The organism is Pedobacter ginsengisoli, assembly GCF_002736205.1.
GTDB lineage: Bacteria > Bacteroidota > Bacteroidia > Sphingobacteriales > Sphingobacteriaceae > Pedobacter > Pedobacter ginsengisoli_A.
The window spans coordinates 1,320,985-1,345,969 of record NZ_CP024091.1 but is presented as its reverse complement, the minus strand read 5'-3'; the positions used below and the strand labels follow the sequence as shown (position 1 = coordinate 1,345,969).

The 24,985-nt window shown below is 36.6% G+C and carries 22 protein-coding genes; 5 read left to right on the top strand and 17 right to left on the bottom strand.

What is annotated here, in order from left to right:
• The 10 genes from CPT03_RS05485 to CPT03_RS23235 form a co-directional block, all read right to left on the bottom strand.
• A complete protein-coding gene (locus CPT03_RS05485; RefSeq protein WP_099437896.1) occupies window positions 1-1,212 on the bottom strand; it encodes a Pycsar system effector family protein in 1,212 nt (403 codons plus the stop codon).
• A gap of 54 nt (window positions 1,213-1,266) precedes the next feature.
• On the bottom strand, window positions 1,267-2,367 hold the full coding sequence (locus CPT03_RS05480; protein WP_099437895.1) for a DUF4185 domain-containing protein: 1,101 nt from the start codon (window positions 2,365-2,367) through the stop codon (window positions 1,267-1,269).
• A gap of 6 nt (window positions 2,368-2,373) precedes the next feature.
• Window positions 2,374-5,304 (bottom strand): DEAD/DEAH box helicase, encoded by a 2,931-nt coding sequence (locus CPT03_RS05475; RefSeq protein ID WP_099437894.1) that lies wholly within the window; start codon window positions 5,302-5,304, stop codon window positions 2,374-2,376.
• A gap of 47 nt (window positions 5,305-5,351) precedes the next feature.
• A complete protein-coding gene (locus tag CPT03_RS05470; protein ID WP_099437893.1) occupies window positions 5,352-6,050 on the bottom strand; it encodes a zinc metallopeptidase in 699 nt (232 codons plus the stop codon).
• Between the two features lie 127 nt (window positions 6,051-6,177).
• Window positions 6,178-6,816 (bottom strand): SCO family protein, encoded by a 639-nt coding sequence (locus CPT03_RS05465; protein WP_099437892.1) that lies wholly within the window; start codon window positions 6,814-6,816, stop codon window positions 6,178-6,180.
• On the bottom strand, window positions 6,816-7,259 hold the full coding sequence (locus CPT03_RS05460) for a membrane lipoprotein lipid attachment site-containing protein (RefSeq protein WP_099437891.1): 444 nt from the start codon (window positions 7,257-7,259) through the stop codon (window positions 6,816-6,818). Before CPT03_RS05460 ends, CPT03_RS05465 begins: the two co-directional genes overlap by 1 nt.
• A gap of 190 nt (window positions 7,260-7,449) precedes the next feature.
• Entirely contained in the window at window positions 7,450-7,827 is a 378-nt protein-coding gene (locus tag CPT03_RS05455) for a hypothetical protein (RefSeq protein WP_245869982.1), read from the bottom strand.
• Window positions 7,828-8,214: an acyl-CoA thioesterase gene (locus tag CPT03_RS05450; protein WP_099437890.1), complete on the bottom strand. Its 387-nt coding sequence runs from the start codon at window positions 8,212-8,214 to the stop codon at window positions 7,828-7,830. It abuts the gene before it with no gap.
• Window positions 8,214-9,227 carry a beta-ketoacyl-ACP synthase III gene (locus tag CPT03_RS05445; protein WP_099437889.1) on the bottom strand — a complete coding sequence of 338 codons (1,014 nt, stop codon included), beginning with the start codon at window positions 9,225-9,227 and terminating at the stop codon, window positions 8,214-8,216. The genes CPT03_RS05450 and CPT03_RS05445 overlap by 1 nt, the downstream gene beginning before the upstream one ends.
• Before the next feature lie 16 nt (window positions 9,228-9,243).
• Window positions 9,244-9,369: a hypothetical protein gene (locus CPT03_RS23235; protein WP_262497714.1), complete on the bottom strand. Its 126-nt coding sequence runs from the start codon at window positions 9,367-9,369 to the stop codon at window positions 9,244-9,246.
• A 90-nt stretch (window positions 9,370-9,459) separates the two neighbouring features.
• Here CPT03_RS23235 and CPT03_RS05440 point away from each other — a divergent pair, with 90 nt between their 5' ends.
• Together CPT03_RS05440 and CPT03_RS05435 are read left to right on the top strand one after the other, a co-directional pair.
• The gene (locus CPT03_RS05440; protein WP_099437888.1) at window positions 9,460-10,113 is read left to right on the top strand and encodes an SCO family protein; all 654 of its coding nucleotides are present in this window, start codon (window positions 9,460-9,462) and stop codon (window positions 10,111-10,113) included.
• Between the two features lie 2 nt (window positions 10,114-10,115).
• Window positions 10,116-10,538 carry a c-type cytochrome gene (locus CPT03_RS05435; protein ID WP_099437887.1) on the top strand — a complete coding sequence of 141 codons (423 nt, stop codon included), beginning with the start codon at window positions 10,116-10,118 and terminating at the stop codon, window positions 10,536-10,538.
• Window positions 10,539-10,608: 70 nt separating this feature from the next.
• On the opposite strand, the gene CPT03_RS05430 is transcribed toward CPT03_RS05435, so the two are convergent.
• Genes CPT03_RS05430 through CPT03_RS05410 form a run of 5 tightly spaced genes read right to left on the bottom strand, consistent with a single transcriptional unit; the run spans window position 10,609 to window position 19,438 of the window.
• Window positions 10,609-12,258, bottom strand: coding sequence for a glycoside hydrolase family 32 protein (locus CPT03_RS05430; RefSeq protein WP_099437886.1), 1,650 nt, complete (start codon window positions 12,256-12,258; stop codon window positions 10,609-10,611).
• 56 nt (window positions 12,259-12,314) lie between these two features.
• The gene (locus CPT03_RS05425; RefSeq protein WP_099437885.1) at window positions 12,315-14,033 is read right to left on the bottom strand and encodes a RagB/SusD family nutrient uptake outer membrane protein; all 1,719 of its coding nucleotides are present in this window, start codon (window positions 14,031-14,033) and stop codon (window positions 12,315-12,317) included.
• A gap of 17 nt (window positions 14,034-14,050) precedes the next feature.
• Window positions 14,051-17,131: a SusC/RagA family TonB-linked outer membrane protein gene (locus tag CPT03_RS05420; protein WP_099437884.1), complete on the bottom strand. Its 3,081-nt coding sequence runs from the start codon at window positions 17,129-17,131 to the stop codon at window positions 14,051-14,053.
• A 49-nt stretch (window positions 17,132-17,180) separates the two neighbouring features.
• The gene (locus CPT03_RS05415; protein ID WP_099437883.1) at window positions 17,181-18,092 is read right to left on the bottom strand and encodes a PfkB family carbohydrate kinase; all 912 of its coding nucleotides are present in this window, start codon (window positions 18,090-18,092) and stop codon (window positions 17,181-17,183) included.
• An 11-nt stretch (window positions 18,093-18,103) separates the two neighbouring features.
• Window positions 18,104-19,438 carry a sugar porter family MFS transporter gene (locus CPT03_RS05410; protein ID WP_099437882.1) on the bottom strand — a complete coding sequence of 445 codons (1,335 nt, stop codon included), beginning with the start codon at window positions 19,436-19,438 and terminating at the stop codon, window positions 18,104-18,106.
• A 331-nt stretch (window positions 19,439-19,769) separates the two neighbouring features.
• Between CPT03_RS05410 and CPT03_RS05405 the strand changes: the two genes are divergently transcribed.
• On the top strand, window positions 19,770-22,517 hold the full coding sequence (locus tag CPT03_RS05405; protein ID WP_099441019.1) for a substrate-binding domain-containing protein: 2,748 nt from the start codon (window positions 19,770-19,772) through the stop codon (window positions 22,515-22,517).
• A 67-nt stretch (window positions 22,518-22,584) separates the two neighbouring features.
• Window positions 22,585-22,833: a hypothetical protein gene (locus tag CPT03_RS05400; RefSeq protein WP_099437881.1), complete on the top strand. Its 249-nt coding sequence runs from the start codon at window positions 22,585-22,587 to the stop codon at window positions 22,831-22,833.
• An 8-nt stretch (window positions 22,834-22,841) separates the two neighbouring features.
• Here CPT03_RS05400 and CPT03_RS05395 read toward each other — a convergent pair whose 3' ends face one another.
• Complete coding sequence (locus CPT03_RS05395) at window positions 22,842-23,294, bottom strand: hypothetical protein (RefSeq protein WP_099437880.1); 453 nt, start codon at window positions 23,292-23,294, stop codon at window positions 22,842-22,844.
• Window positions 23,291-23,518 carry a hypothetical protein gene (locus tag CPT03_RS05390; RefSeq protein WP_099437879.1) on the bottom strand — a complete coding sequence of 76 codons (228 nt, stop codon included), beginning with the start codon at window positions 23,516-23,518 and terminating at the stop codon, window positions 23,291-23,293. The genes CPT03_RS05395 and CPT03_RS05390 overlap by 4 nt, the downstream gene beginning before the upstream one ends.
• A gap of 84 nt (window positions 23,519-23,602) precedes the next feature.
• Between CPT03_RS05390 and CPT03_RS05385 the strand changes: the two genes are divergently transcribed.
• Window positions 23,603-24,985: a hypothetical protein gene (locus CPT03_RS05385; protein ID WP_099437878.1), complete on the top strand. Its 1,383-nt coding sequence runs from the start codon at window positions 23,603-23,605 to the stop codon at window positions 24,983-24,985.

The following is a 24,985-nucleotide window of genomic DNA, read 5'->3' as shown; positions in this document are numbered from 1 at the left end:
TTACATTGTTACCAGTGCAGATGCAATAATAAAGGCCAATACTGCCGCTACAATACCAAACATAAAAACATTGTAGGCAATTCTTAACAATCTGTACTTACGCCCTAAAACTACACCCTGGGCATACACATCCTTTATCAAACTACCGTATAAAAAATCACGATCTTCCATAACTTTAATCATGCCATTTTCGTATTCAGGTAAGCTCATTCTATAGAAATTACCAAAGAACAGCAGGTTTACCCTTTTCTCTTTTATGTCGTCTGTTGTAAATACTCCCGTTGGAATTGAGGGCCTGGTTGCCAGTATTGAAAACACCATAGTAACTACGCAAATGATTAGCAGAAGTAGCGTTGGAATAATTAAATGAGGATTATCTTCAAGTTTACGCAGAAGCACACTCAAAATAACCGAGAGGATAATTGAATTGGTAGAGATCATGATATGAGCTTTATTATCGGCCATATCGCTCAGGCGCTGATGATTAGTGGAGGTGATCCGGAACATAGTTTCGATACCACGCTCTGGTCTGTCGTTCTTTTTCTTTTTTCCTTCTTTTGACTCATTATCTTTTGAATTGTCAAATTTAGAGACTCCAGTTGTATCCACGTTTTGTTCTTTTATAAGTTTACTTTCCAGTTCCGCCAGATTTTCAGCCTTTTTAGCGTTAAGCAGCTGCTGGCAAAATTCTGTATGATAATGGTGTGCTTTAAATAAAGCTATTGTTTTAATTCTCCAGTCTGCCTTATCAATTTTATGCTTTATAAATGCTTCAGCCTCTTTACGCATTAACCTATTACGTTCTTTAAATCTATCGCTTCCCAGATGAAAAAGATCTGCATCACAAACAATCTGCTGTAATAGTCCTTCCGGATTTTGAGGCATTTTAGTGGCCATAATACAGCCTTTTACCTGTTCGATTACTTCTGAAGAAACACCATTGGCAGATAAAAAATCATTGGCTAAACTTGCTCCCTGGCTTTCATGCTGTGTACAATCAAAGAAATATCCCATGTCATGAAACCAGCTTGCGGCAACAACAATAAAAAAATCCTGATCAGATAGCTGGTAATGGTTAGCAATCCTAACTACGTTTTCAACAACCTGCTCTGTATGATGCAAATTGTGATAAATGAACCGCTCATCTTCGTGAGTCTGAAACAAACTTGCAACATGCGTTCTAAGCTGATCTAGTAATTCCCGGTATTGCATTTTTCAGTAGTTAGTAGGTACTTCATTAATTGTATAAATATGGCGTAAGTATATTTAATCTGCAAATTTTAGTTTAGCCTTCATAAGAAAAACATTATAAGGTTTCCACATCGACATTAGAAAATAGAATTCATCTGTGTTCTCATTTGCAGGATGCATAAATGCACCATATAATCCCGGATATTCTGTTGATTTCACTAATGTCTTTTCAGAACTCCACGGGCCGGTTATATTTTGAGCGCTTCTTAATACAATTTCCGCTTTCTTTTCATTTAAATAGGTAATAATCCATCGCTTAAACTTTTTATTATACGCAAGCGAAAGTTCCCCTAAAGGTGCTTCTATTATTGCATCAGCACTCTTCTCATCATTTTTAACCCAACCTTTTGCATTGTTCCAATATTCGTAAGCATCTTGTTTTAAAATATCACTTTCTTTAAAGCGGGCGAGATGAGCAGATCCCCAGCGGCCCGGAACAGTACCTACCATGTATACAAACCCCTCCTTTTTAGCATAAGTTACCTGCGCAAAATTACTAAGGGCACCAAAACTTACCTGATTACACTTAACCCAATTCTGGCCATTATCTAGAGATTTGTATAAACCAGAATAATTTGTAGTCCAGCTGCCAGTACTACCCCATTTCCTTACATCCATATAATGAACATAATCGGCTCCTGCTGCATGTATTGCAGCAGTTGGAATGGTTGTATGACTGCCAGTACCATCTGTAATATGCGGACTTGGAACTATCTGATGCGCTACCATACTTTCAAAAGTAAGTCCGTCTGCTAATGTTTTATCATTCGATAAGCCCAATACGTTTGATCGCCAGTTACCTGCTTTGCCCGGTCCACCTTCATTAACAACTTTAAAATCGTTACCATAAGTATCACCAAAAAAGAAACCCACTTTTCCATTTCCCATTCTCCAGGCTATACCTAAATCTGTACCTCCAACATCATAAAGTTCATTTGTCCGATTTGGATTCGGAAAAGTTTCGCCAGAAATTGACTTGCCTGTTACACGAGCCACACGCTCCAAATTAAATGGAACAACATCACCTTTTACGGCTATAAACGCATAAAACGATACTGACAATAAGCTTCCTGCTAGCATAAGTATTCCGTTTCTGATATATTTATTTTTTATCATATTCTACTATCCTAATAGTCCTAATAAATCCTTTTTTGTTAACGACTTAAATATAGACTCTTCTGTTTTTATTAAATCAGTAGCCAAATCCTTTTTGGCATCCTGCATTTTCATAATTTTCTCTTCAATTGTATCTGGGCAAATTAGTCTTACTGCCACAACATTTTTTTGCTGGCCAATACGATAGCTTCTATCTATCGCCTGATTTTCAACTGCCGGGTTCCACCACGGATCTATAAGATAAACATAATCTGCCTGGGTCAGGTTCAATCCCGTTCCCCCGGCTTTTAAGCTAATTAAAAAAACACGAATATTCGGGTTATCCTGAAAAGAACCAACAACAGCCGATCTATTTTTAGTTTGACCCGTTAAATATTCAAATCCAATATTTTTGTTTACTAGTTCTTTCTTTACCAGATCAAGCATAGTAACAAACTGAGAAAATATAAGAATCTTATGATGAGGGGATTTATTTTCTATCTGTTCCATCAATACATCCAGTTTAGAGGATGTATTTTCATGTTTACCTTCTTTCAAAATTGCCGGCGAATTACATATCTGCCTTAATTTAGTAATCCCCTGCAAAACATGCATACTACTTTTGGCAAGCTCATCTTCAGATTTACCCAGCAGATAGTCGCGTATCTCTTCTTTATTGGCTTCGTAAATGTCCCGCTGTTCTGCGCCCATTTCACAATATATCACCATTTCGGTTTTATCGGGTAGCTCAGTAGCCACCTGCTCTTTTGTACGCCTAAGAATAAATGGATTAATCTTTTTTTGTAACTCCAAAGCATTTCTGGTATTCTTAAATTGATCTATCGGAACTGAATAAAGTCTTTTAAACTGCTGTTTTGTTCCTAATAAACCAGGACATGCGAATGACAACTGCCCATACAAATCGAATGTATTATTCTCTATAGGCGTTCCTGAAAGCACAACTTTATTTCTGGATCTCAATAAGCGAACAGCCTTGTAACGCTGCGATTCAGGATTCTTAATAGTTTGCGATTCATCAAGAAAAATGTAGTTAAATCTATAATCTTTAAGAAATCTTATATCGGCCAACAATGTTCCGTACGAAGTTAAAATGATCTCATAATTATCAAAATCATGAACTACTTTAGCCCTGTCAGAACCATATATGGTTCGTAATTTAATGGACGGGGCAAATTTCTCTACCTCTTGCTGCCAATTAAATATAAGCGAAGCAGGAACGACAATTAAATTAGTATTGTGATGTTCTTTCTTTCTCTGTGAAAGGATGAAAGCAAGCACCTGAATGGTTTTACCCAAACCCATGTCATCGGCCAGACAGGCTCCAAAATTAAAACCATCCAGAAAATTAAGCCAGTTTAAACCCTCTTTTTGATACCCTCTAAGCGTAGCATTAAGTTCTGCAGGAACTTCCACCTGCTTAATAGATTCAAAATCAGATAATTTAGAGCGATAAATCTTTATTTCATCTTTAACTACTCCGTCTAACTGATCTTGCTCATATAGCTCATCAACTGAGGCATAATTAATCTTTGAAGTGCGAATAGTTTCTTCAACTACTTCCCCTGCGCTAAAATAGCCTGTAAACTTCTCAATCCACTCGTCCGGCAATATTCCAAGCGTACCATCATCAAGCTGAACAAATTTGCTTTTATTACGAATTGAGCGATGCAGATGCTTTAACGACACCGTCTGCTTATCAAACTTAACCTTTACCGAGGTCTCAAACCAATCTATACCACTAATTACATTAATAGAAATGTTTGCCTTATATGAATTTAAATTATTGTTCTTTAATTCGTTAAAACCAAGAATTGTAATTCCTTTATTTCGCCATGCTTCAAAAGCATTCAAGAACCAGCTATTTTCTATAAATCTCTTTTTATGAAGATAAAAACAATCTGCATGAGCCTGCTCCGGCAGCTCCTGTACTTGCTCATAAAAAAATGGATGCTCTCTTGAAATGTTAGATATAAACTGGAACTCTCTATCTTCATCTCTGTTCAATGTAAATATGTTTCCCCGTTTATCTTTTGCCTTGATTTGCTTTTTAGAAAGTATTGGAATTTCCAGACTCCCATACCTGATAACAGGCGTAACCAGCACAAAATCTTCTGACTCCGACAAATAAATAATCTGTTCATTATCAAGATCAAAGCCCTTTTCTTCTATTTGCTTTTTAGTTGCCGGTTTTAAATAGGAATAATTTACCTTAACCTTATCCTCTAATTTTGAAAGTATATTTTCCTGAAACAGTTCAAATTCTGATCTGTGTATAACTATAATATCGTTATGCTGTTTAAAGAAGGCAAGCACACTTAAAAAGTATGGATTGCTGATCAGGTAAAGCGTACTATTCAACTCAATAAAATAATGATACCTGATCTTAAGCATATCTAAAGAGAAAGGCCTGTTCTCCAGCATTAGTCTGGCCGAGAGTTCAAAAAAATCCCCCTCTTCATCCACATTTAAAGTAAGATCAACCTTCAATACCTTTAACTTTCCTGGTTTAATGGAAGTTGCGGTAATATTAGTTGAAACCTTATCATCATGCAGGTAAACATCTAATCCCAATGGATTTTTAGCCAGAGCTTTAAGTCCTTCCAGGTCAGACTCTGATTTACCTGCATCATAATTATTTCTGAACTTTGCAATGCCTGTATAAAACTTCAGTTCCTCCTGATTTTCTGTTTTCCAGATCATATCAGTAGGATCAATAAAAGTAAGAGGATTTTTAGGCTTTCCGGTTAAAGTAACCTCTGCTTCTGCCAGCTCTATTACCAAATGTCTGTAAAAACGATGCTGACTAAATATCAGTATCATTTTAGTGTTTTCCTTTTTTTCAGATACTGGCAACTTAATTCTTTGCGCGGCACTCAAAATCGGCTTCAGCGGTGAGAAGTCAAAATTTTCAGAGTTGTATCCTTCCTTTTCCGTCATTCAGTAATGTAATAGTAACTTGCTAAAGATAATAATAAATAGAAGGTTTAGTTTCTATCCCTGCTATTTACAAAAAGTAATATATAATACAGCAAAGTAGCTATTGAACTTATTGCAGCTACAACATAAGTTCTGGCAGCCCATTTTAGTGCATCGGCGGCTTTATCATGTTCGTAAGGTGTGGTAATATGATTATTTTCAAGCCATTTTAATGCACGGTTACTAGCATCATATTCAACCGGGAGTGTAATAATAGTAAAGACCGTTGTAATGGCAAACAAAAGAATTCCAATAAGCAATATAGTTGGATTTGCGCGGCCAATTAAAAAGCCAAGACCTGCAAGTATTACCCATTGTGAGAGTTGGGTACTTATATTAACAAGTGGAACAATTTTACTTCTAAAAGTCAGCATGCTATACGCTGTAGCATGCTGAACAGCGTGACCACATTCATGGGCAGCTACTGCCGCTGCAGATATACTTCTACCTTCATAAACATCAGGACTCAGGTTTACCGTTTTATCTTCAGGATTATAATGATCGCTCAGGTGACCCGGTGTAGACATCACCCGAACGTCATAAATTCCATTATCGTAAAGCATTTTCTCGGCCACTTCCCTACCGCTCATACCATTTGCAAGGCCGATTTCACTATATTCTTTAAACTTACTTTTGAGCCTGTTGCTTACAATAAGCCCCACAATAAACATAATCCCTGCTATCAGGTAATACCCCATTAATCCCATGCATTTAAACTTTTTGTTAAGCTAATAAACCAAAGTTATACCATTAACAATTTAAATTCAAATTGGTTCGTCATGCTACTTTCACTATTACTTATGGGTTACATTTTAATTATGCTTTAAAGTTTGCCTATTGTTTATACTCTCCCAATAAAATATCCATATCTGCCAAAAGCTTCTTTACATCGGCATCATCCGTACCGTCGTAAACACCTCTAATGCGCTTTTCCTTATCTACAAGTGTCAAATATCCGCCATGTACAAAACCACCCGGAGCATTTTTATCTTCTTGTGCTGCAGCTAAATAATTTCGTTCGGCAAGGGTATAAATTTCGTCTCTTGATCCCCATAAATATTCCCACTGTGTTCCTTTAACACCAAGTTTATCCGCATATGCTTTCATTCTTGAGGGAGTATCGTATTTTACATCGATAGTGTGAGAAGCAAGTTTTACCTCAGGATTACCTTCGTACTTCTTGTAAATTTTTAAAAGGTTACGGTGCATAACCGGACAAATTGTAGGGCAAGAAGTAAAAAAGAAATCGGCAACATAAATTGTTCCATCAAAATCTTTTTCAGTTACAGCGACACTATCCTGATTCAATAGTTTAAAAGATGGTATAGTTCGAAATGTTGTATCCGCAACTGATTTTCCTTCAACAACCTTTTCAGCGACTTCCATCTGTAAAAACGGCAATCGTTTAGCTTCATTTTTACAACCCAAACTAAAAAGCCCAATTATAAAAGCTCCAAAAAACAAATTTTTCATTACTTCTTAAATTTTCCAAGGTAATCATCAGACAATTTGATTTCCTGCTTATACAAGCTATCAATTAATTCAATTTTCTTCTTCTCCTCTTTAAAATACTGAACTGCAACCTCATTTGATTTACCCGTTACATCAGGTTCAAATTTGTGCATCCAATCGTTCATCAGATCTTCAGTCTTACTCAGATCATTTACCAAAATCAACATAGCTTGTTTCTCCTTTAAGGTATCCATCTCAGGAAATTTGGTCTTCAAGCCTTTTATATCCTTCATTAAAGTATCCAACTTCATCTGATTATTAACAAGTGTACTATGATCACCCATTACCACATCATGAAATTTCATTACCTCATCACGTACAGCCTTGTAATCAGTTGTACCATTATTTTGCTGGCATCCAGCTGCTATAAGCGCTATAAAAGCGACAAAAATTATTTTCTTCATTTTTCAATATTAAAATATATAAATCACTTATAAGTAAGGCACAAAATTTCTGCGCTAAACTCAGGCGCACAAAACCTATCCGCGCCAAACCTCTCTGCATCCTGTTTCCCCGTAAATTTACCTTCTCAGAAAAGACCTCGGAATCATTGCGCTCCTTCAGCGCATTTATTCCAGTCTTTAAAGAGAACGGTTAATTTACCTCTTTTGGCGGATGAAATATAGAATTCTTAATACTTTGCGGTATTCCTGTAGAAAAAGGAATGTGGAATTTAATAACCGCTAATGAATATTGTTTAAAAACCTGAGGCTTTACAATTAAAGCATCCTGTATTTGAGTTTTTTGCGACTGTCTCTCCTGCTTTTGCTCTTTATCTTGTGCTTGTTTTAATTTTTTCATTAAATAGCACTTGCCATTACAATGCATTTCAGGCTTATCCCTGTTTTCGCAAAGCTCAGTCGCAATATATTTCTTGTTTACCTCAAAACCCATAAACACTAATAAATTTGAGCAATTTGCACTAAGCAAACTAAACAAAAGTAATATGGTTATTGGCTTTAACAGCATCATTTATTTTAATATAGAAGTTGGTTTTTTATTTTCGTCAATTGCTACAAATGAAAACTCTCCTGTTACTGCTTTTTCTCTGTGTTCAGAATACATCTGTTCGATGAAAATCTCTACACTTACTTTAAGGCTTGTATTTCCGATATGACTTACCCTGCCAACCAGTTCTACAATTGTACCAGCTGGAATTGGCTTTTTAAAATCTATCCTGTCACTACTTACTGTTACCATAATCTGCCTGCTAAAACGGGTAGCGGTAATAAAAGCTACCTCATCCATCATATGCATAGCAGTGCCACCAAATAATGTATCGTAATGATTGGTTGTATTTGGAAAAACGGCTTTGAAAATTCTGGTTTCCGAAGCCGTAATTTTTTCTTCTAATGTCATTAATTGGATTTTTTGTTCCTTAAGTTACCCCATTTCAAATAAGTAGCACCCCATGAAAAACCAGCACCAAACGCGGTTAACATTAATTTGTCGCCATATTTGAAATCATCTTTAAAGTCCCATAAACACAAAGGAATAGTTGCGGCAGTTGTATTACCATATCTATCAATATTAACCTTTACCTGATCTTCAGATAGTCCAAGATAATCACCCACAGATTGGATAATTCTTAAATTAGCCTGATGAGGAATCAGATAATTGATTTGTGAACTTTCCAGATCATTAGATTTTAATACCTTATTACAAGTATCAGTCATCCCCTGAATTGCCGCTTTAAATACAACACGACCATCCTGACGCACATAATGTAACTTATCATCAAGCGTTTGCTGAGATGCAGGGAATTTAGACCCTCCAGCAGTAACAATCAAATTCTCTTTACCACTGCCATCTGTTCTGAAATAGCTATCCATTAAACCTACAGGTTCCTCAGTTTGCTCTAATAAAACAGCTCCGGCGCCATCACCAAAAAGAATGCAAGTGTTACGATCAGCATAGTTTATTATAGAACTATTTTTATCAGCACCAATAACAACTACTTTTTTACAACGACCGCTTTCAATCATACTCGAACCAAGGGTTAGTGCATATAAAAAACCGCTGCAAGCCGCGTTGGTATCAATACCCCATGCATTTTTCAAACCCGCCTTTTCACAAACCATGCTCCCGGTTGATACCATTACATAATCGGGTGTTGAAGTAGAGACAATTACACAATCAATCTCATCCGGATCTACATTTCCTTCTTCCATCAACCTCTTTAGGGCATAAGTAGCCATGTCTGAGGTTGCAATATTTGGATCATTTACTATTCTTCTCTCCTTTATCCCGGTCCTCGCAACAATCCACTCGTTATTGGTATCTACCATCTTTTCAAGGTCATGGTTACTTAAAATAGTGTCCGGAACATAACCCCCAACCGCGGTAATCACCGCATTTTTCCTTATTCTCATTTATGTTTATGTAATTCTATAAAAAGGGTCGGGCATAAAACTCTCCTCTTTTTTTTGCAAAGTTACGGCTTCTTCCACATATTCCCGCAGTACTTTTGAAGCTGATATCATTTCTGTTAAATACTTCATCTAATAATTCCATACTTATAAGCTAAAACTTACATTTTATTACCCCCACATTACATATTATTTTTTGAGTAGCGTACCTTTGCAACATTCAAAAAGCATTATTATGAAATTTAACCGATCCATTTTATCAGCACTTTTATTCGGCGGCATAGTATTTCTGGCCTCTTGTAAGGAACAAAAAAAACTTCCAATTTTAGGACCAAGAGAAGCCGCGACAGTCAAAAACGCAGATGGATCGACCAGCGTTGATACAGTTTACAAAACCATACCTGCATTCAGTTTCTTAAATCAGGACAGCAACGTTATTAACAACGATACTTTTAAAGATAAAATTTACATCGCCGATTTCTTTTTCACTTCATGTACAACAATATGCCCCACCATGCACCGCAGCATGAAAACCATATTCGACAAATACAAAGACCACCCGGATGTGATGTTCCTTTCCCATACAATTGATTTTAAATACGACAAGCCTTCAGTTCTAAAGAAGTATGCACAAAAACTAGGTGTTGATGGGCCAAAATGGCAATTTGCATACGGTTCAAAAGACAGCATATACAAAATTGCAGAAAAGGATTATCTGGTAGCAGTAATTGAAGATAGCACAGCCAAAGAAGGATATGTACATCAGGGTTGGCTAATTTTAATTGACAAACAAAAACGTATACGTGGAGCTTACGATGGAACAAACCCAGAGCAGGTTGCGCAACTCACCAAAGATATTCCGGTTTTACTTGCAGAAGATAAGAAGTAATTATGCGTAAGTTAATATTAAGCTCATTATTTCTGATTACAGTTGCTACTATGATCTATTCTTGTCAAAGCTCAGAGCAGTTAAAGCAAGATATTTATTATGCAAACGGCCGTGATCTTTACATTAAACATTGCCAAAACTGCCATGGCGCTAATGGAGAAGGTTTAAATGCTTTAGCCCCACCACTTACAGATACCATTTTTCTGAAAGAAAATAAGCAAAAAATAGCTTGCTTTATTAAAAATGGAGCATCCGGTCCGGTTACAGTAAACGGTCAAAAATATGATGGGAAAATGCCCGACTTTGCTACTCTTGCCAACATAGATATAGCTCAAATTGTTGTTTACATTACCAACACATATGGCAATAAGCAAGGAATGTATACTCCTGAGCAAATAGCTGAGGATTTAAAAAATTGCAAATAATCATATTTAATTAAAAACCCTTGCCGATAAAAATAATTTACAGCAAGGGTTTTTAATTTATAAAGCTAAACTACTTCCAGATAGACTTAGCAGAATAAACTTCCAGATTTTTAACATCAATATTGTTTCCCCAAAAATGGAAACCTTCTTTATTATCAGCAAATGGCTTTCTTTCCATTGAATAAGAATAAGCACCACCATCAATAAATACCTCAATCGATGTCTTGTCTACATAGATGTCGGCTGTCAGTTCCATACTCGTCATATCGTTTGGCGAATAGAAAACACCATTAATTGTATTATTATTCATGTCGTAATCAATAACGCGCTGTCCAAATAAATTAAACCCTGCACTTGTTGCGTGCGAAAGCTTAAAGGTAGTTTTAATGCGTATTTTATCAGCACTATAGAATTCTTTAAGCTTTTGATTTGCATCATCTGATTTTAGATCAGTCCATTGATTTGTACGATCAAACAATTGTTCTGTTTCTTTTATTGGTGTACTAAACACCCTTACCCCATTTTTAGTTGAATGAAGTTTTAGTTCAGTAGGCAATAACATCATGTTATTAAAAGGCATATCCGGCTGAGCTATTCTTCCCCATCCTATTTGAATACGTCTACCGTCGCTTTCAGGAATATTAGTATAAGTTTGAGCAGCATAAATAGACCCTGCCGAATAAAAAAACTTGCCTGCTTCAGGTGTAAAGGCTTTTCCGTCAAATGAACCAATCATATAAGTACCAGATGCACCATACATCACCCATTTGGTATTTTCCTTATTACCATCAATTGGCAATTCAAAAAGCTCAGGGCATTCCCAAAAGCCGGTAACATGGCTTTCATAATTCCATTCTTTTAAATTCTTAGAGGTATAAATAGAATGACCATCGCGTTCATTTAATACCATCACCCAATGCTTACCTGGTTTATACCAAAAAACTTTAGGATCCCGTGTATCTCTGCTGTTCCATTTCTCTTTTGAATCTATAACCGGGTTCTTTGCATATTTAGTCCAGGTACGTCCTTTATCAAGGCTGTAAGCAATACACTGAATCTCTCTATCCGAGTTGTCGGCCGTATATATGGCAACCATTGCAGGGGTATTCCCTTTGTTAAACCCAGCAGTATTGCCATAATCAATTACGGCAGAACCAGAAAACATAGTCCCTAAATTATCAGGATGCAAGGCTACAGATAACTCATCCCAATGCACAAGATCTTTACTTACTGCATGCCCCCACGACATATTTTCCCATTCTCTTTCATAAGGATTATGCTGATAAAACAGATGGTATTCACCTTCATAAAATATTAGTCCATTTGGATCATTAATCCATCCTCTTCTGGTCGAGAAGTGAAATTGAGGACGATTTTTCTCGTGATACAAAGAATCCTGGCCTGCAATCTTATCATCCTGATAAATTTTGCTAAGTCCGGTCCCATCTCCATCATAGCTTATTTTAATGGTTTTGCCTTTATAGGCCGATACATCTGTAAACACCCAATATTCAGGATCACCAGGAGCCAGTCTGATTTTAAATGACCGCTCCTGTTTGCCTCCTATTTCAAATATCATTGTTTTCCTATCCTGACGCTGTGATACAGGCAGATTCAGGTACTTTTTTGTGATTTTAATAGAAATATCGGCTGCAAACATCGAGATACTGCAGCACAGCATTAACCCTGTGGTAAGTATTGTTTTTAACATTGATTTCATCGCTTAATAATTTAGGTTAAATTGTATGTTTATGTAATTATAGTGTTTTAAATCCATTACCAGCCCTTATTTTGTTGATATAAGCCTTTGCTAAAATTAACCTGGTTTAATGGAATTGGAAAATACTCATCTCTCGCAGCTGTAAATTTAGCTGTGGCCAAATGATTAGCTCTTGATTTTTCTACATTAAAATAGGCGTTCATAGTTTGTGCTGCCACACCCCAGCGTACCAAATCAAAAAAATGGTAGCCTTCAGTAGCAAACTCAATTCTTCTTTCAAAACGGAGTGCTTTTCTTGCATATTCCTGTGTCCATGTGCAGTTCACACCCGGTTTATATAACTGAACATTGTAATTTGAGGTTGGATTTCCGTTGGCAAGTTTAAGAAGCGCTTTACTTTTTGATGAACGATCTCTAACCTGGTTTATCAATGGGTAAGCCTCATCTTGTCTGCCAAGTTCTATTAAAGCCTCAGCTTTCCATAAAAGCACATCAGAATAACGAATGATCTCCCAGTTTTTAGAGCTCGACATAAATGGCGGGATTTTCTGAAAAGAAGCATCACCAGGCAATACTGCTTCCTTTAAACTTGCAAATGCATCATAAACAGCAGGAGCCCTGGCCCAAAAGCGTTCAAATATAAAATCTGTTTTATACTTAAATGGAGCACCAGGCTTAGCAACGGTATGGTCTAAACGAGGATCAAAAGTACTGGTCTGAAAATCAAGAGAAGCTGCAACATCCACATCGTTGTAACTTGCAAACATGGGTAAACCACTTGCATCAGTTTTAAATGAATTAATCAGATCATGACTAGGCACATTGAAACCGCAGCAGCCATAATCCTGGTTCATAGGATAGTTAAGCGCATGTCCATAATCAAGTCTTCCTTTAGGCGTTCCATCATCTTTCGAATACTGAATTGCAAACACAGACTCCGGGCCATTTTCAGTTGCCGATAGAAAGTTATCAGCAAAATCATCACTTAAATGGTATCTTCCTGATGCAATTACTTCATCACAAAGCGCATTAACCTCTGTTAATTTTTCATTGCTTATAGAAGTTACCGCATTATTTTCGTCCTGAGTGTATGCCTGATATAATAAAGCCTTGGCTAAATAAGCTTTGGCAGTAAATTTATTTGGTCTGCCCTTATCACTTTGATCCGGTGGAAGCACTGCTGCTGCATCTTTGAAATCAGCCGAGATCTTGTTCCACAATTCATCATTACTTAATGCCCTGTTAGAAATTGTTGGGTAATCTTCTTTTACAATTGTTTCATCAATATAAGGCACATATTTAAAAAGGATTTTAAGCAGAAAATAATAGTGTCCTCTTAAAAACTTCAATTCCCCTTGTCTTTCGGCTTTTTTAGGGTAATCAGCATCAGATAATGCATTTACTCTTTTTAAAGCATCATTAACCCTTCCAACGCCAACATAAAGCCTAAACCATAACTGATCTAACAAGCCATTATCTACGCGGTTTGTAACAAAAGTTTCAAAAAGATGGAATTCTGATAAATCTCCGGGTCCATCTCCTCCTTTGTAAGTATCACCACCTCTAACACTTCCATATGGCCACATACTTGAATATGGAGAAGTATAGTGATCATTTCCTAAAGATGAATAAGCGGCAATTACCATCTTGTCAACATTTTCTGGAGTATTCAACTCCTCACCAGAGGCAACTCCCTGTGCCGGCTCATCCAGTACCTTTTTACACGACGTAAAAAGGATACCAAGAACTACTAGTGTATATAATAATCTTTTCATGTTCTGTTATTTTTAGGTTACAATGTAATGTTCAGGCCAATAGTTCCTATTACAGGTACCGGAAATCCATAATTCGGGGTTTCAGGATCGGTGCCTGTAAATGATTTACTTTTTATAGTGAATAAATTACTCCCTTGTATAAATATCCTGGCATTTTGAATTTTCGATTTGAATAAACTCTTTAAATTATACCCCAATTGCAAGTTTCTTAACTTTATATAAGATCCATCTTCAATAAAGTAGGTAGATGGTCTACCTTCATTATTATTATCTATTAACGTAAGTGCCGGAATTGTTGAACCTGGGTTAGCAGGAGTCCAGGCATCAAGAGTTCTTGCTCCCCAGTTTGTTCCCGTCCACAGGGACGAAAAATCAGTATAAGTCTTAAACTCATTCGTTACTTTAATATTAATTGCCTGCACAAAAAAGCTAAGATCAAAGTTCTTATAGGTAAAAGCGGCGTTTAGTCCATAGGTAAATTTAGGGCTGCCATTGCCAATAAAATCTCTGTCCTTATCATTTATAACATTATCTCCGTTTAGGTCTTTATATCTGATCCTACCAATACCCTTACCAGGCTGTGCTGCTGAGGAATTTACCTCGTCTGCATTTTGAAACAAACCATCAGCCACATATCCAAAGAATGAATTAACTGGTCTGTTCAAAATGGTTTTATCTGTTCCATTTCCAGGATAGGATACCAGAACATCCTGTGGCAAATAAGTAACCTCATTCCGGTATAATGAAAAGTTACCGGTTAGGTTCATTGAAAAGTCATTAGAGAACTTGTTATCGTAAGATAGTAAAGCATCAAAACCCTTATTACGCATTGAGGCCCCATTTATATATTTACTCCCTCCATCGCCTAAAACAGCCAGATAGGCAGGTTTTATTAAAATATCGGAAGTGTTTTTAATAAAATAATCGAATGAACCGGTGATTTTGTTGTTTAGCAAGCCGAAATCTAAACCAAAATTAGATTCCTGTAAAGACTCCCATTTTAATGCATCGTTACCTCTCTGTATCGAAGTAAAACCTGATGGTAATAGTCCTGATCCACTACCGCTAATATCATAAGCACTTCCTGAATCGAAATCCCAGGTAGGATCCATACCATAAATAGCAGCATATAAAGCTCTGTTAGCGTTATTTGGAATTTCCTGATTACCCGACTTACCCCAACCGTACCTAAGTTTTAAATCGGAAATGAAAGGAATCTTTTTCATAAACTCTTCCTCGCTAACACGCCATCCGGCAGAAAACGCGGGGAATGTACCATAACGGTTATCCTGTCCGAAACGGGACGACCCATCTCTTCTTAATGTTACTGAAGCTATATACCTGTCATTAAAAACATAGTTTACTTTTCCAAAATAAGAGAGAAGTGAGTTTCCTGATCCTATACCATCATTTAATGTATTGCCTGTTGCAGCGCCCAGGTAAGCATAGTCAATGGTTTCTAAAGCAAGCCCTTGTCTGGCGGCAAGGAATGACTGATTGATATTTTTAATCTGCTCATGGCCAAGTAAAAATTCAACCTGATGCTTATTGCTGGTTAGCTTATAGTTCAATGTATTTTGCCAAACTATGTTCCCATCATAATTTTGTGAATTGGTAACCTGATTAGAAGGATCGGCCAAAAATCCTGACACGTACGACTTACGCAATGTTCTCTGATAAGTACCGCTATAATCTACCCCTAAACTTGTACGTAAATTTAAACCCGGAATAATGTTATAATCAGCATATACATTACCCATAATACGATAGAAATTACTTGAATTCTGTCTATTATCTTCTATCAGTCTCACAGGGTTTTGTCTGTCAGTCATGCCCGATGCAGGTCCACCCCAACCACCATCTACTGTATGTATTGGAACAATAGGCTGCTGAACCAGAGATGTAAACAAGATATCACTAACAGGCGTAAGTGCATTTTTAATATAACTAGCCGTAAGGTTCTCTCCAATTTTAAGCTTAGAATCCAGGAAATTAAAATCCGTATTTATCCTGGCAGTAAACTTGTCGTTTTTAGACGATCTTACAATTCCCTTGTTTTGATAGTAACCTACAGAAAACATGGTGTTTCCTTTTTCACTCCCATTGCTCAAGGCAACATCATACGATTGAATAATTGAATTTTGAGAAATCGCATCAAACCAATCTGTATTAGCAGGTCTCATTGTTTTGGCATTATCAATAAATTCAGGATAAATAACCTTATTTAAAACGGGGTTATTAAAATCTTTATTCCAGTCAAATTGATAGATCTGATGCTTATTTGGATCTGCTTTATCATTTACGGCAGCCTGCCAATATGCACGGCCTCTACCATCTGCATCCAGAGTCTTTAATTTTGTAGCATAGTTCTGAATAGATGCAGATACATTTACATCAATCTTAGAATATCCTGCTTTGGCTTTTTTTGTAGTAATGATAATTACTCCATTCGCAGCTCTTGATCCATAAATTGTAGATGAAGAAGCATCTTTCAGTACCTGTATAGATTCAATATCATTAGGATTTAACTCTTGTAAACCCCTCTTAGATGGAACACCATCTATTACATACAATGGATCATTGTTACCTAAAGTTCCGATACCACGAATCCTTACAGTAGCACCTCCCGAAGGCGAACCATCAGTGGTAATAAAAACTCCCGGCACCCTTCCCTGAAGTGATTTAACCGGGTTTCCTACAGGAATATCCTTAATGCCTTTTACGTCAACTACATTTACTGCTCCGGTAATGTCCTTTTTACGCTCTTTCTGGTAACCGGTTACTACCACCTGGTTTAAACTGGTACTGGCAACATTCAGTTTGATTTGCAGATTTTGAGATTCCAGCGTAACAGTATAACTGTAAGGATCTGCACCCATGTAGATGAACTTTATGGTCTGTCCATTTTCGGCACTAATTTTAAAGTTACCATTCTGATCAGTAAGCACTGTTGTTTTAGTGCCCGGTATTGCTACTGTTACCGCCTCCAAAGGCACCGATTCTCCATCAGTTACCCTTCCGGTAATGACTCTGGTTTGCCCAAAGCTCGCGCTTATCGCTATGAGCAGCAAGCTGCATAGCAAGAAAAATTTTCTCATGATAATTTGGTTATGGTTTAAATATTTGGTTGTGTTTTACTATGTTTATTTAGGTTTTAAATATTTGATTTTTGAATTCGATGTACTCAGAAATATCGTACTGTGGGCAGCCTCCTTTTTTGGTAGCAATAAAACCACCCATTGCTATCGCTTTCATTAATATATCTTTAGGCTGATCACTGAGGTAATGACTAGCTATAAAAGCCGCCAAAAAAGAATCTCCACTCCCTATTGTATCCGTTACTTTAATCTCATTTCCCCAAATATGATGTGCCTCATCATTCTTATAATAAGAAGCCCCGAACTCTCCTTTTGTAACAATAATTTCGGGCACATTAAAACGGTCCTGAATAAATTTAACCATCTGAGGTTCCCCATCAAATGAACCACTAAACATGGTTTGAACCATACTCAGCTCCGCTTCATTAAATTTCACGATGTCGGCTTTGGTTAATAGAATCTCCAGCAATGAATGATTAATAAAAGGTGGACGAATGTTAATGTCAAAAACTTTTATTGCATCAATATCCAATAACTCTATAAGTGTATTTCTGGAAATATCATTTCTGGAAGCAAGACTGCCATAAATAAAATATTTTGAGGATTTTATTTGTTCCTTTAACCTGTTAGCCTCATTTATAAAATCCCAGGCTACCGGAAAAACAATTTCATAAGTTACCTCATTTCCATTATTCATTCTGGCCAGTACCTGGCTGGTTGCATATTCCTTATCAGTTTGCAGAAAAGCTTTATTCATGCCCCAGTTATCCATCAATTCTTCCAGCTTATGCCCATTGGTATCATCACCAATCCTACTGATCAAACCAGATGCTACACCCATTTTATTAAGGTGATAAGCTACATTTAAAGGAGCTCCGCCTGGCTGAGGGCCATCTGGCAAAACATCCCAAAGTATTTCACCATAACAAACTGCGGCTGTTGCCAATGTTTCTTGTTTCATAGTTCAAAGGTTTAATGTAAAACAATGTTGTCGCCGATGCTCTCTAATGATTTACCTTTAGTTTCGGGCATAAAACGCCATACAAATAACAATTGTAAAACCATCATGGTGCCGAAAAAGCTAAAAGTTGCCGCACCACCAAAAGTTTCGGCAAAATAAGGGAAGTAAAAAGCAACCAGGGCGGCCATTACCCAATGCGTAGAGCTACCTAAAGTTTGCCCTTTTGCACGCACCTGATTCGGAAAAATCTCTGATATAAACACCCAGATAACCGCGCCCTGCGAGAAAGCAAAAAAAGCAATAAACACCATCATATATATTGGAATGGCCATACCGCTAAAACGCTCCGTATAAAATGTAAAGGCCACTAAAAATAAGGAAGCGACAAGGCCAAAAGACCCTATAATCATTAACACCCTTCTACCAACCTTATCTATAAAATTTAAGGCCAGTAAAGTAAAGGCAAAATTGATTAACCCAATTCCAACTGTAGACAATAGTGATGAATGCGCCCCTAAACCAGCCATTTCAAAAATTCTGGGCGCGTAATAAATGATTGCATTAATACCAGAAACCTGATTAAAAAAGGCAAACAATACTGCAAATATCACTGGTTTTGAATACTGACCTGAAAATAAGCTTTCGCTATTTTTTTGAGATTCACCTAGTTTAATTTCCGATGCTTTAATTGCAGCAAGCTCTTTATCACTGTTCAATGGATTAATAATCTTTAATATTTCCAATGCCTTTTCGGTAGCTCCTTTTTTAAGAATTAGCCACCGTGGACTTTCCGGAATAAATTTAATTAAGATCAGAAACACTAAAGATGGTACCGCTTGCACGCCCAGCATCCAACGCCATGATGATTCTCCGCCCTGACTGATCAGGTAATTTGAAAGGTAAGAGATCAGAATTCCAAGTACCACATTAAACTGGAACAACCCTACCAAACGGCCACGCCTATCGGCTGGCGAAATTTCTGATATATAAATTGGAGCAGTTACCGATGATGTGCCAACACCCAGGCCACCTATAAATCTGAATACAAGGAAAACATACCAATTATCTGCAAGCGCAGTTCCTAACGATGACAACAAATAAACTACTGCAACAAAATACAAAGTGTTTTTACGACCGAAATGATCTGATGGTCTGGATCCAAGCAATGATCCAATTACCGTACCTATTAAAGCTATTGAAATGGTTAGCCCATGCTCAAATACGGAAAGGTTCCAATATTGTTGAATTGATTTTTCGGCTCCTGATATTACTGCGGTATCAAAGCCAAATAAAAACCCGCCTAATGCTACTACTACCGACCAGGCCAGCACTGAATTTTTTTTCATGAAGTTCGATTTATAAATGGTTAATGATTGCAAATTATAGGTAAAAAACCAGCAGGTGTTATAATTCTAATATCAAAATCTTTAAAAAAACAAACCAAACACAACAAATTGACTATCAATAAATTAAAAACAAAAAATAATCTAAATTTTCCACACCTTAAATCTGGTTACACGATTCTTTAACTCTCGTTACACTGCTTATTTCAGCTACACATGCGAAATTTTAAAATGAAGTATATAATTTATAGCTTTAATGATCAGCACTTAGTTTTTATCCCATATAATGAGCAATTCAAACAACTTTAAAAGCCTTTTAAAATGCCATATTACAATGCAGATTATAACTGCATTTTGGCTGATATTGGCTTTAACAGGCTGCTCTGATAAAAAAGAAGCAAAAGAGTACAAGATCGGTTTTTCGCAATGCGTTGGGTCTGATTTGTGGCGCAAAACAATGCTCGATGAAATGAAAACAGAGCTATCGCTTCGCCCGGGAACTAAATTAAGCTATGCTGATGCCAATAACAGCAGCAGCAAACAGATTGATCAGGTAAAAGAGATGATTGATGAGGGTATAGATTTGCTGATCATCTCACCAAATGAGGCACTTCCTTTAACTAAAATAGTTGAAGACACTTATAATAAAGGAATCCCTGTAATCGTAATCGATCGTAAAACTTCTTCAGCTCTTTATACTGCTTATGTTGGTGCAGAGAATTACCAGGTAGGCAAAATAGCGGGCGAATATTTGGCCAACAGCTTAAAAGGATCAGGAAATGTTATAGAAGTAATGGGACTACCTGGCTCCTCGCCTGCTATTGAGCGCGATAAAGGTTTTACAGATGCGCTTAAAAAACATCCTCAAATTAAAATAAACGGACAGTTTTATGGTGACTGGCTTGGCGAAAACACCGAGATTGAATTACTTAAAAACAAGGATAAGCTTAAAAACGTAGATGCCATATTTGCCCACAACGATGTAATGGCAACAAGTACCAGAAAAGTACTTCAAAAGCTTGGCTTTAGCCACCAAATACAAGTTATTGGTGTTGATGCTTTGCCTGGCAATGGAGGGGGCTTAAACCTGGTGAGCAACCAAACACTTACTGCAAGTGTACTTTACCCAACCGGTGGTAAAGAAGCCATTAACATCGCCATGCGAATCTTAAACAAAGAATCATTCTCTAAAGAAAATATACTGCAAACTGTAGTTATAGATAGCAGTAATGTGCAGTTAATGAAACTTCAATGGGCAAGAATAAACAGTCAGCAAAGTGACATAGAACGTCAGCAAACTTTACTGGCCGACCAATTTAAGGTATACAATAGCCAAAGGCTTGTATTAAATTTTATTGTAATTACACTTGTACTAGCTGTTGTATTTGGTGGGCTTGCATTTCATGCTTTGCTAGAGAACAGAAAAATTAATAAAAGCCTGGAACTAAAGAATACCGAGATCTTAAATCAACGAAATCAATTAATTGAAATGTCTGAAAAGGCTCAGGCAGCTACAGAGGCTAAACTTAACTTTTTCACCAACATATCTCACGAATTCAGAACACCATTAACACTTATCTTATCGCCACTAGAGGATCTGCTTAAAAATGAAAAGATAAAATTAGCAGCTGGCAGTAACCTTAAACTGATTTACAAAAATGTATACAGGCTGCTTAGACTAGTAAACCAGTTAATGGACTACCGAAAAATTGAGCACAAGAAATTTAAACTACATGCTACTGCCAATAATTTAATAGATTTTATAAAAGAAATTCTGGACAGCTTTAAACACAGTGCCGAAAAACGCAATATAGATTTGAGGTTAATAGTAAAAGAAAGTCCTGGCGTAGTTTGGTTTGATGTAAATATTCTGGACAAAGTGATATTTAACCTTCTTAGTAATGCTTTAAAATTTACCAGCGACAATGGCAGGATATATATTTCAATAGGTAAAATGGAAGGCACTGTTCATATTGATGTAGAAGACAATGGTGTAGGAATGACCGATACAGAACTTAAACATATTTTTGATCAGTTCTACCAATCAGAGCTTAATTACAGCAGAGGCTCAGGCTTAGGGCTATCGCTTTCAAAAGAATTAATTCTTTTGCATAAAGGTAACATCTCTGTAACCAGTAAAAAATGGCAGGGAACTACATTTACAATAGCCCTACCTTTAGGAGAAGACCACCTAACCAACAATGAAAAAGCCACACAGGAACACCAAAGTGCCAAGCTTTATGATCAGGTAAAAATATACACTACAGAACATGATCAGGCTGTAAGCAACGAGAAAGATCGTACATTTGAACACATTAAGGATCAATCCATATTAATTATAGAGGATAATCAGGATCTCCTGGATTATTTAACACATAAATTTGAAACTACCTTCGAGATATTTACTGCCTCTACAGGCACCAATGGATTAGCAGAAGCATATGAAAAAATTCCGGACCTGATTATTACTGATGTTGTAGTACCGGGAATATCCGGAAAAAACCTAACTCATCAATTAAAATCAGATATCCGAACATCACACATTCCTATAATATTACTAACTGCGCAAGGAAGCATTGAGCAACAGGTAAATGGTATTCAAAGCATGGCCGATGTATACATTACCAAACCATTTAATTTTGAATACCTACAGGCCAATGTAGAGAACCTTATTAAAAACAGGGTTATTTTAAAAGAGCATTACTCAAGTGATATTTCGTCATCAGGCGTTAAAAGAACTGCCAATAATCTTATTGACAAAAAATTCTTAAATGATTTTGCGGGCATTGTAGAACATAACCTAAGCAATGAACACTTTAGTGTTGATGATATCAGCAAAGCTATTGGGATATCCAGAGTTCAACTGTACCGTAAAATTAAAGCCTTATTAAACTGTAGTATAACGGACTATATTTTAAACCGCAGGCTTAAAAAAGCGAAGTACTATTTAAGCAACGAAGAATACTCAATTTCCGAGATCACTTATATGGTTGGCATCTCCTCGCCCACTTATTTCTCTACCATATTTAAAAACAAGTACGGTATGACCCCTACCGAATATAAGAAAACCCGGCTACAGTAAAATTTATTATTTTCCGGAACAATCTATAGTCTAGTTTGTTATGCACAATACACAAACCCTAAATACTATGGAACAGTTTAAAATAGAAGTTACTGACACCAGTGTCTTCGGACGTTTTCTGAGTATAAAAGCACTCGAAAACGAGCAATATCAGATTTATAATGAACAACAGGAAAGAATTGCTACAATTGAAATAGACCACGAGGATCACCAACATTTCAGACAAAGTCTGGATTGTAAAGTTGGCCTCCCTTTACTCAATTCAATCAGAGATAGTATTCTCCAACACCAGAAACAAGAATTGGCAATAAGATAATGTATTGCCTAATGATTAGACTTCTTTGCATTTTGCAGATGCATAATCTCATCAAATTCCACTTTTGCCACAGGATACCCCTTTAAGCTCTGCTGCACCTGATACACTTTATTTGATTGATCACCAAAGAGGGCCAATTTCCCATAATTTTTCAAGTAAGTACCACAATTTTCCCTTAACAGTTCAAGCGCTTCAAACTTCTTCATATTGGTATAAAATGCTGGATCTTTAGCTCCCGGCAACAAAGCTCTTTGTGCCAAAATCCGCCAGTACAAAATAGCAGGAGTTATTTTGCCGGCATTTTTTTGAGCCTGTTCCAATTTTACCAATGTACTTTCATACTCGCCCGCAGCATAACTTTTTTCAGCCTCCCTCACTTTAGAATTAACAGATACTACCTGCCCAGTACCAGTAATTACGCTACTGATAAGTACTACAAGCAGAATTAGAAGTTTCTTCATTTACCTTCCTTTTTCGGCGCAATCCCTTTTTCGGGTTCTAAAGTATAAGATGCCTCCGATGCTTTAGAAGCCTGCTCAAATAATTCTATTTCCGGTTGTTCTACCTTACCTTCATCAAATGCATCTTCAAGACCATTTGAATGTATGTCTTTTTGACTTTGCTGATCCTCTGACTCTGAGTTTTCAGAATCATCAAGAGGAATGTTGTTTTCTGGAGTGATCATATATTTTTTTTGTTAAAATAACAATAAATATTGGCGACTTGTTTCAATTACTTATCTTAACCTCCAATTAAAACATTACGCTCCATGAAAAAAATCCTTTTAATAATACTTATCCTTTTCGGTGCTCATTTATCTTTTTCTCAGGTTAAAAATCAAAGCAGCTTTCCAGTAGCAATAAAAAAAGCAAAATCTTCAAAAAAAATAGTTTGTGTTTATTTAGGAGTTCCCCAGAAACCGAATTTCAAATATAAAAGTGCCTTTTACAACAAAGACGTAGCAAAGTATTATAACAAAAACTTTGTTAACTATTATTATGCCGCCGGAGATACCAGTGCGCTATCCTTTATTCTTAAATATAAGATTACCAATATGCCTACTTGTGTCTTTATTGATCATACAGGCGAATTGATATTTAAAGGATCTGTTGGCAACAATACGTCTGACCACTATTTGGACATGGCTAAGCAAGCATTGCGCCGTAAAGCCAATGGGTTAACCCTTGCCAACTATGAAACAAAATTTAACAATGAAAAACATAGTGAAAAACTTTTAAAGGAATACATTAATTTAAGAATTGAATCTGGCCAATTCAATAATGCCGACTTAATTGACGAATATATAGATTACAAAACCATAGGGGATTTTAAAGACCCTGAAGAAGCATTGTTCATTTTAAAAGCAGCTCCATATGCGTTTGGTAAAGCATATAACCTGGTATATACGTATGGCATACGAGTAGACAGCATGTTTCTGCAACTTCCACTTTCTGAGCGCATAACAATCAACAACAGTATTATAAGTAACACACTAAATGAGGCCATAAGAACAAAGAATCTAAACATGGCTCAAAACGCAATGAATTATACCAGAAACACCTGGGGAAAAAACTACGAAGAAGGTTCAAAGCAATCTCAACTCAAGATATTAACTTACTACAAAGCCGTAAAAGACTCGGCTAATTTTTACAGTCTGGCTCCATATCTTTTTGATAGTTACATGAGGGTTAGTGCCGATTCGATTAAAGTTCCTGAAAATATAGAGCGCTCAAGGATAGAAAAGATGCTTAAGGATCAGGCTACAGAACGAATCAAAGAAAAAAAAACTACTCAAAAAACCTCGGAAGGCACTACAATGATTGTATCTAGTATAGTAACTATTGGCCCGTCGCAATACAGTTCAATTCCCAGCCTATTAAATAATGCAGCCTGGGACTATTTTACTTTGGGTACGCGTAACAAAAATCACCTAAGCAAGGCTATTCTATGGGTAAAAAGGGCCATAGATCTAAAACCAATGCCGCAATATTACGATACACTTGCCCAGATATTTTACCGAATGGAGTTTTATGATGAAGCATTACTCAATCAGAAAAAAGCCATAGAAATGGCTATTCAGCAAAACATTACAGACAATGAACTGAAATCGCTCAAATTAACTGAGCAAAAAATTAAAGATCGTACATTATAG

What these genes read in the sequence shown, in the direction of transcription:
- CPT03_RS05485 (WP_099437896.1), bottom strand. Translation starts at nt 1,212, where the DNA reads ATGCAATACCGGGAATTACTAGATCAGCTTAGAACGCATGTTGCAAGT.
- CPT03_RS05480 (WP_099437895.1), bottom strand. Translation starts at nt 2,367, where the DNA reads ATGATAAAAAATAAATATATCAGAAACGGAATACTTATGCTAGCAGGA.
- CPT03_RS05475 (WP_099437894.1), bottom strand. Translation starts at nt 5,304, where the DNA reads ATGACGGAAAAGGAAGGATACAACTCTGAAAATTTTGACTTCTCACCG.
- CPT03_RS05470 (WP_099437893.1), bottom strand. Translation starts at nt 6,050, where the DNA reads ATGGGATTAATGGGGTATTACCTGATAGCAGGGATTATGTTTATTGTG.
- CPT03_RS05465 (WP_099437892.1), bottom strand. Translation starts at nt 6,816, where the DNA reads ATGAAAAATTTGTTTTTTGGAGCTTTTATAATTGGGCTTTTTAGTTTG.
- CPT03_RS05460 (WP_099437891.1), bottom strand. Translation starts at nt 7,259, where the DNA reads ATGAAGAAAATAATTTTTGTCGCTTTTATAGCGCTTATAGCAGCTGGA.
- CPT03_RS05455 (WP_245869982.1), bottom strand. Translation starts at nt 7,827, where the DNA reads ATGATGCTGTTAAAGCCAATAACCATATTACTTTTGTTTAGTTTGCTT.
- CPT03_RS05450 (WP_099437890.1), bottom strand. Translation starts at nt 8,214, where the DNA reads ATGACATTAGAAGAAAAAATTACGGCTTCGGAAACCAGAATTTTCAAA.
- CPT03_RS05445 (WP_099437889.1), bottom strand. Translation starts at nt 9,227, where the DNA reads ATGAGAATAAGGAAAAATGCGGTGATTACCGCGGTTGGGGGTTATGTT.
- CPT03_RS23235 (WP_262497714.1), bottom strand. Translation starts at nt 9,369, where the DNA reads ATGGAATTATTAGATGAAGTATTTAACAGAAATGATATCAGCTTCAAA.
- CPT03_RS05440 (WP_099437888.1), top strand. Translation starts at nt 9,460, where the DNA reads ATGAAATTTAACCGATCCATTTTATCAGCACTTTTATTCGGCGGCATA.
- CPT03_RS05435 (WP_099437887.1), top strand. Translation starts at nt 10,116, where the DNA reads ATGCGTAAGTTAATATTAAGCTCATTATTTCTGATTACAGTTGCTACT.
- CPT03_RS05430 (WP_099437886.1), bottom strand. Translation starts at nt 12,258, where the DNA reads ATGAAATCAATGTTAAAAACAATACTTACCACAGGGTTAATGCTGTGC.
- CPT03_RS05425 (WP_099437885.1), bottom strand. Translation starts at nt 14,033, where the DNA reads ATGAAAAGATTATTATATACACTAGTAGTTCTTGGTATCCTTTTTACG.
- CPT03_RS05420 (WP_099437884.1), bottom strand. Translation starts at nt 17,131, where the DNA reads ATGAGAAAATTTTTCTTGCTATGCAGCTTGCTGCTCATAGCGATAAGC.
- CPT03_RS05415 (WP_099437883.1), bottom strand. Translation starts at nt 18,092, where the DNA reads ATGAAACAAGAAACATTGGCAACAGCCGCAGTTTGTTATGGTGAAATA.
- CPT03_RS05410 (WP_099437882.1), bottom strand. Translation starts at nt 19,438, where the DNA reads ATGAAAAAAAATTCAGTGCTGGCCTGGTCGGTAGTAGTAGCATTAGGC.
- CPT03_RS05405 (WP_099441019.1), top strand. Translation starts at nt 19,770, where the DNA reads ATGCAGATTATAACTGCATTTTGGCTGATATTGGCTTTAACAGGCTGC.
- CPT03_RS05400 (WP_099437881.1), top strand. Translation starts at nt 22,585, where the DNA reads ATGGAACAGTTTAAAATAGAAGTTACTGACACCAGTGTCTTCGGACGT.
- CPT03_RS05395 (WP_099437880.1), bottom strand. Translation starts at nt 23,294, where the DNA reads ATGAAGAAACTTCTAATTCTGCTTGTAGTACTTATCAGTAGCGTAATT.
- CPT03_RS05390 (WP_099437879.1), bottom strand. Translation starts at nt 23,518, where the DNA reads ATGATCACTCCAGAAAACAACATTCCTCTTGATGATTCTGAAAACTCA.
- CPT03_RS05385 (WP_099437878.1), top strand. Translation starts at nt 23,603, where the DNA reads ATGAAAAAAATCCTTTTAATAATACTTATCCTTTTCGGTGCTCATTTA.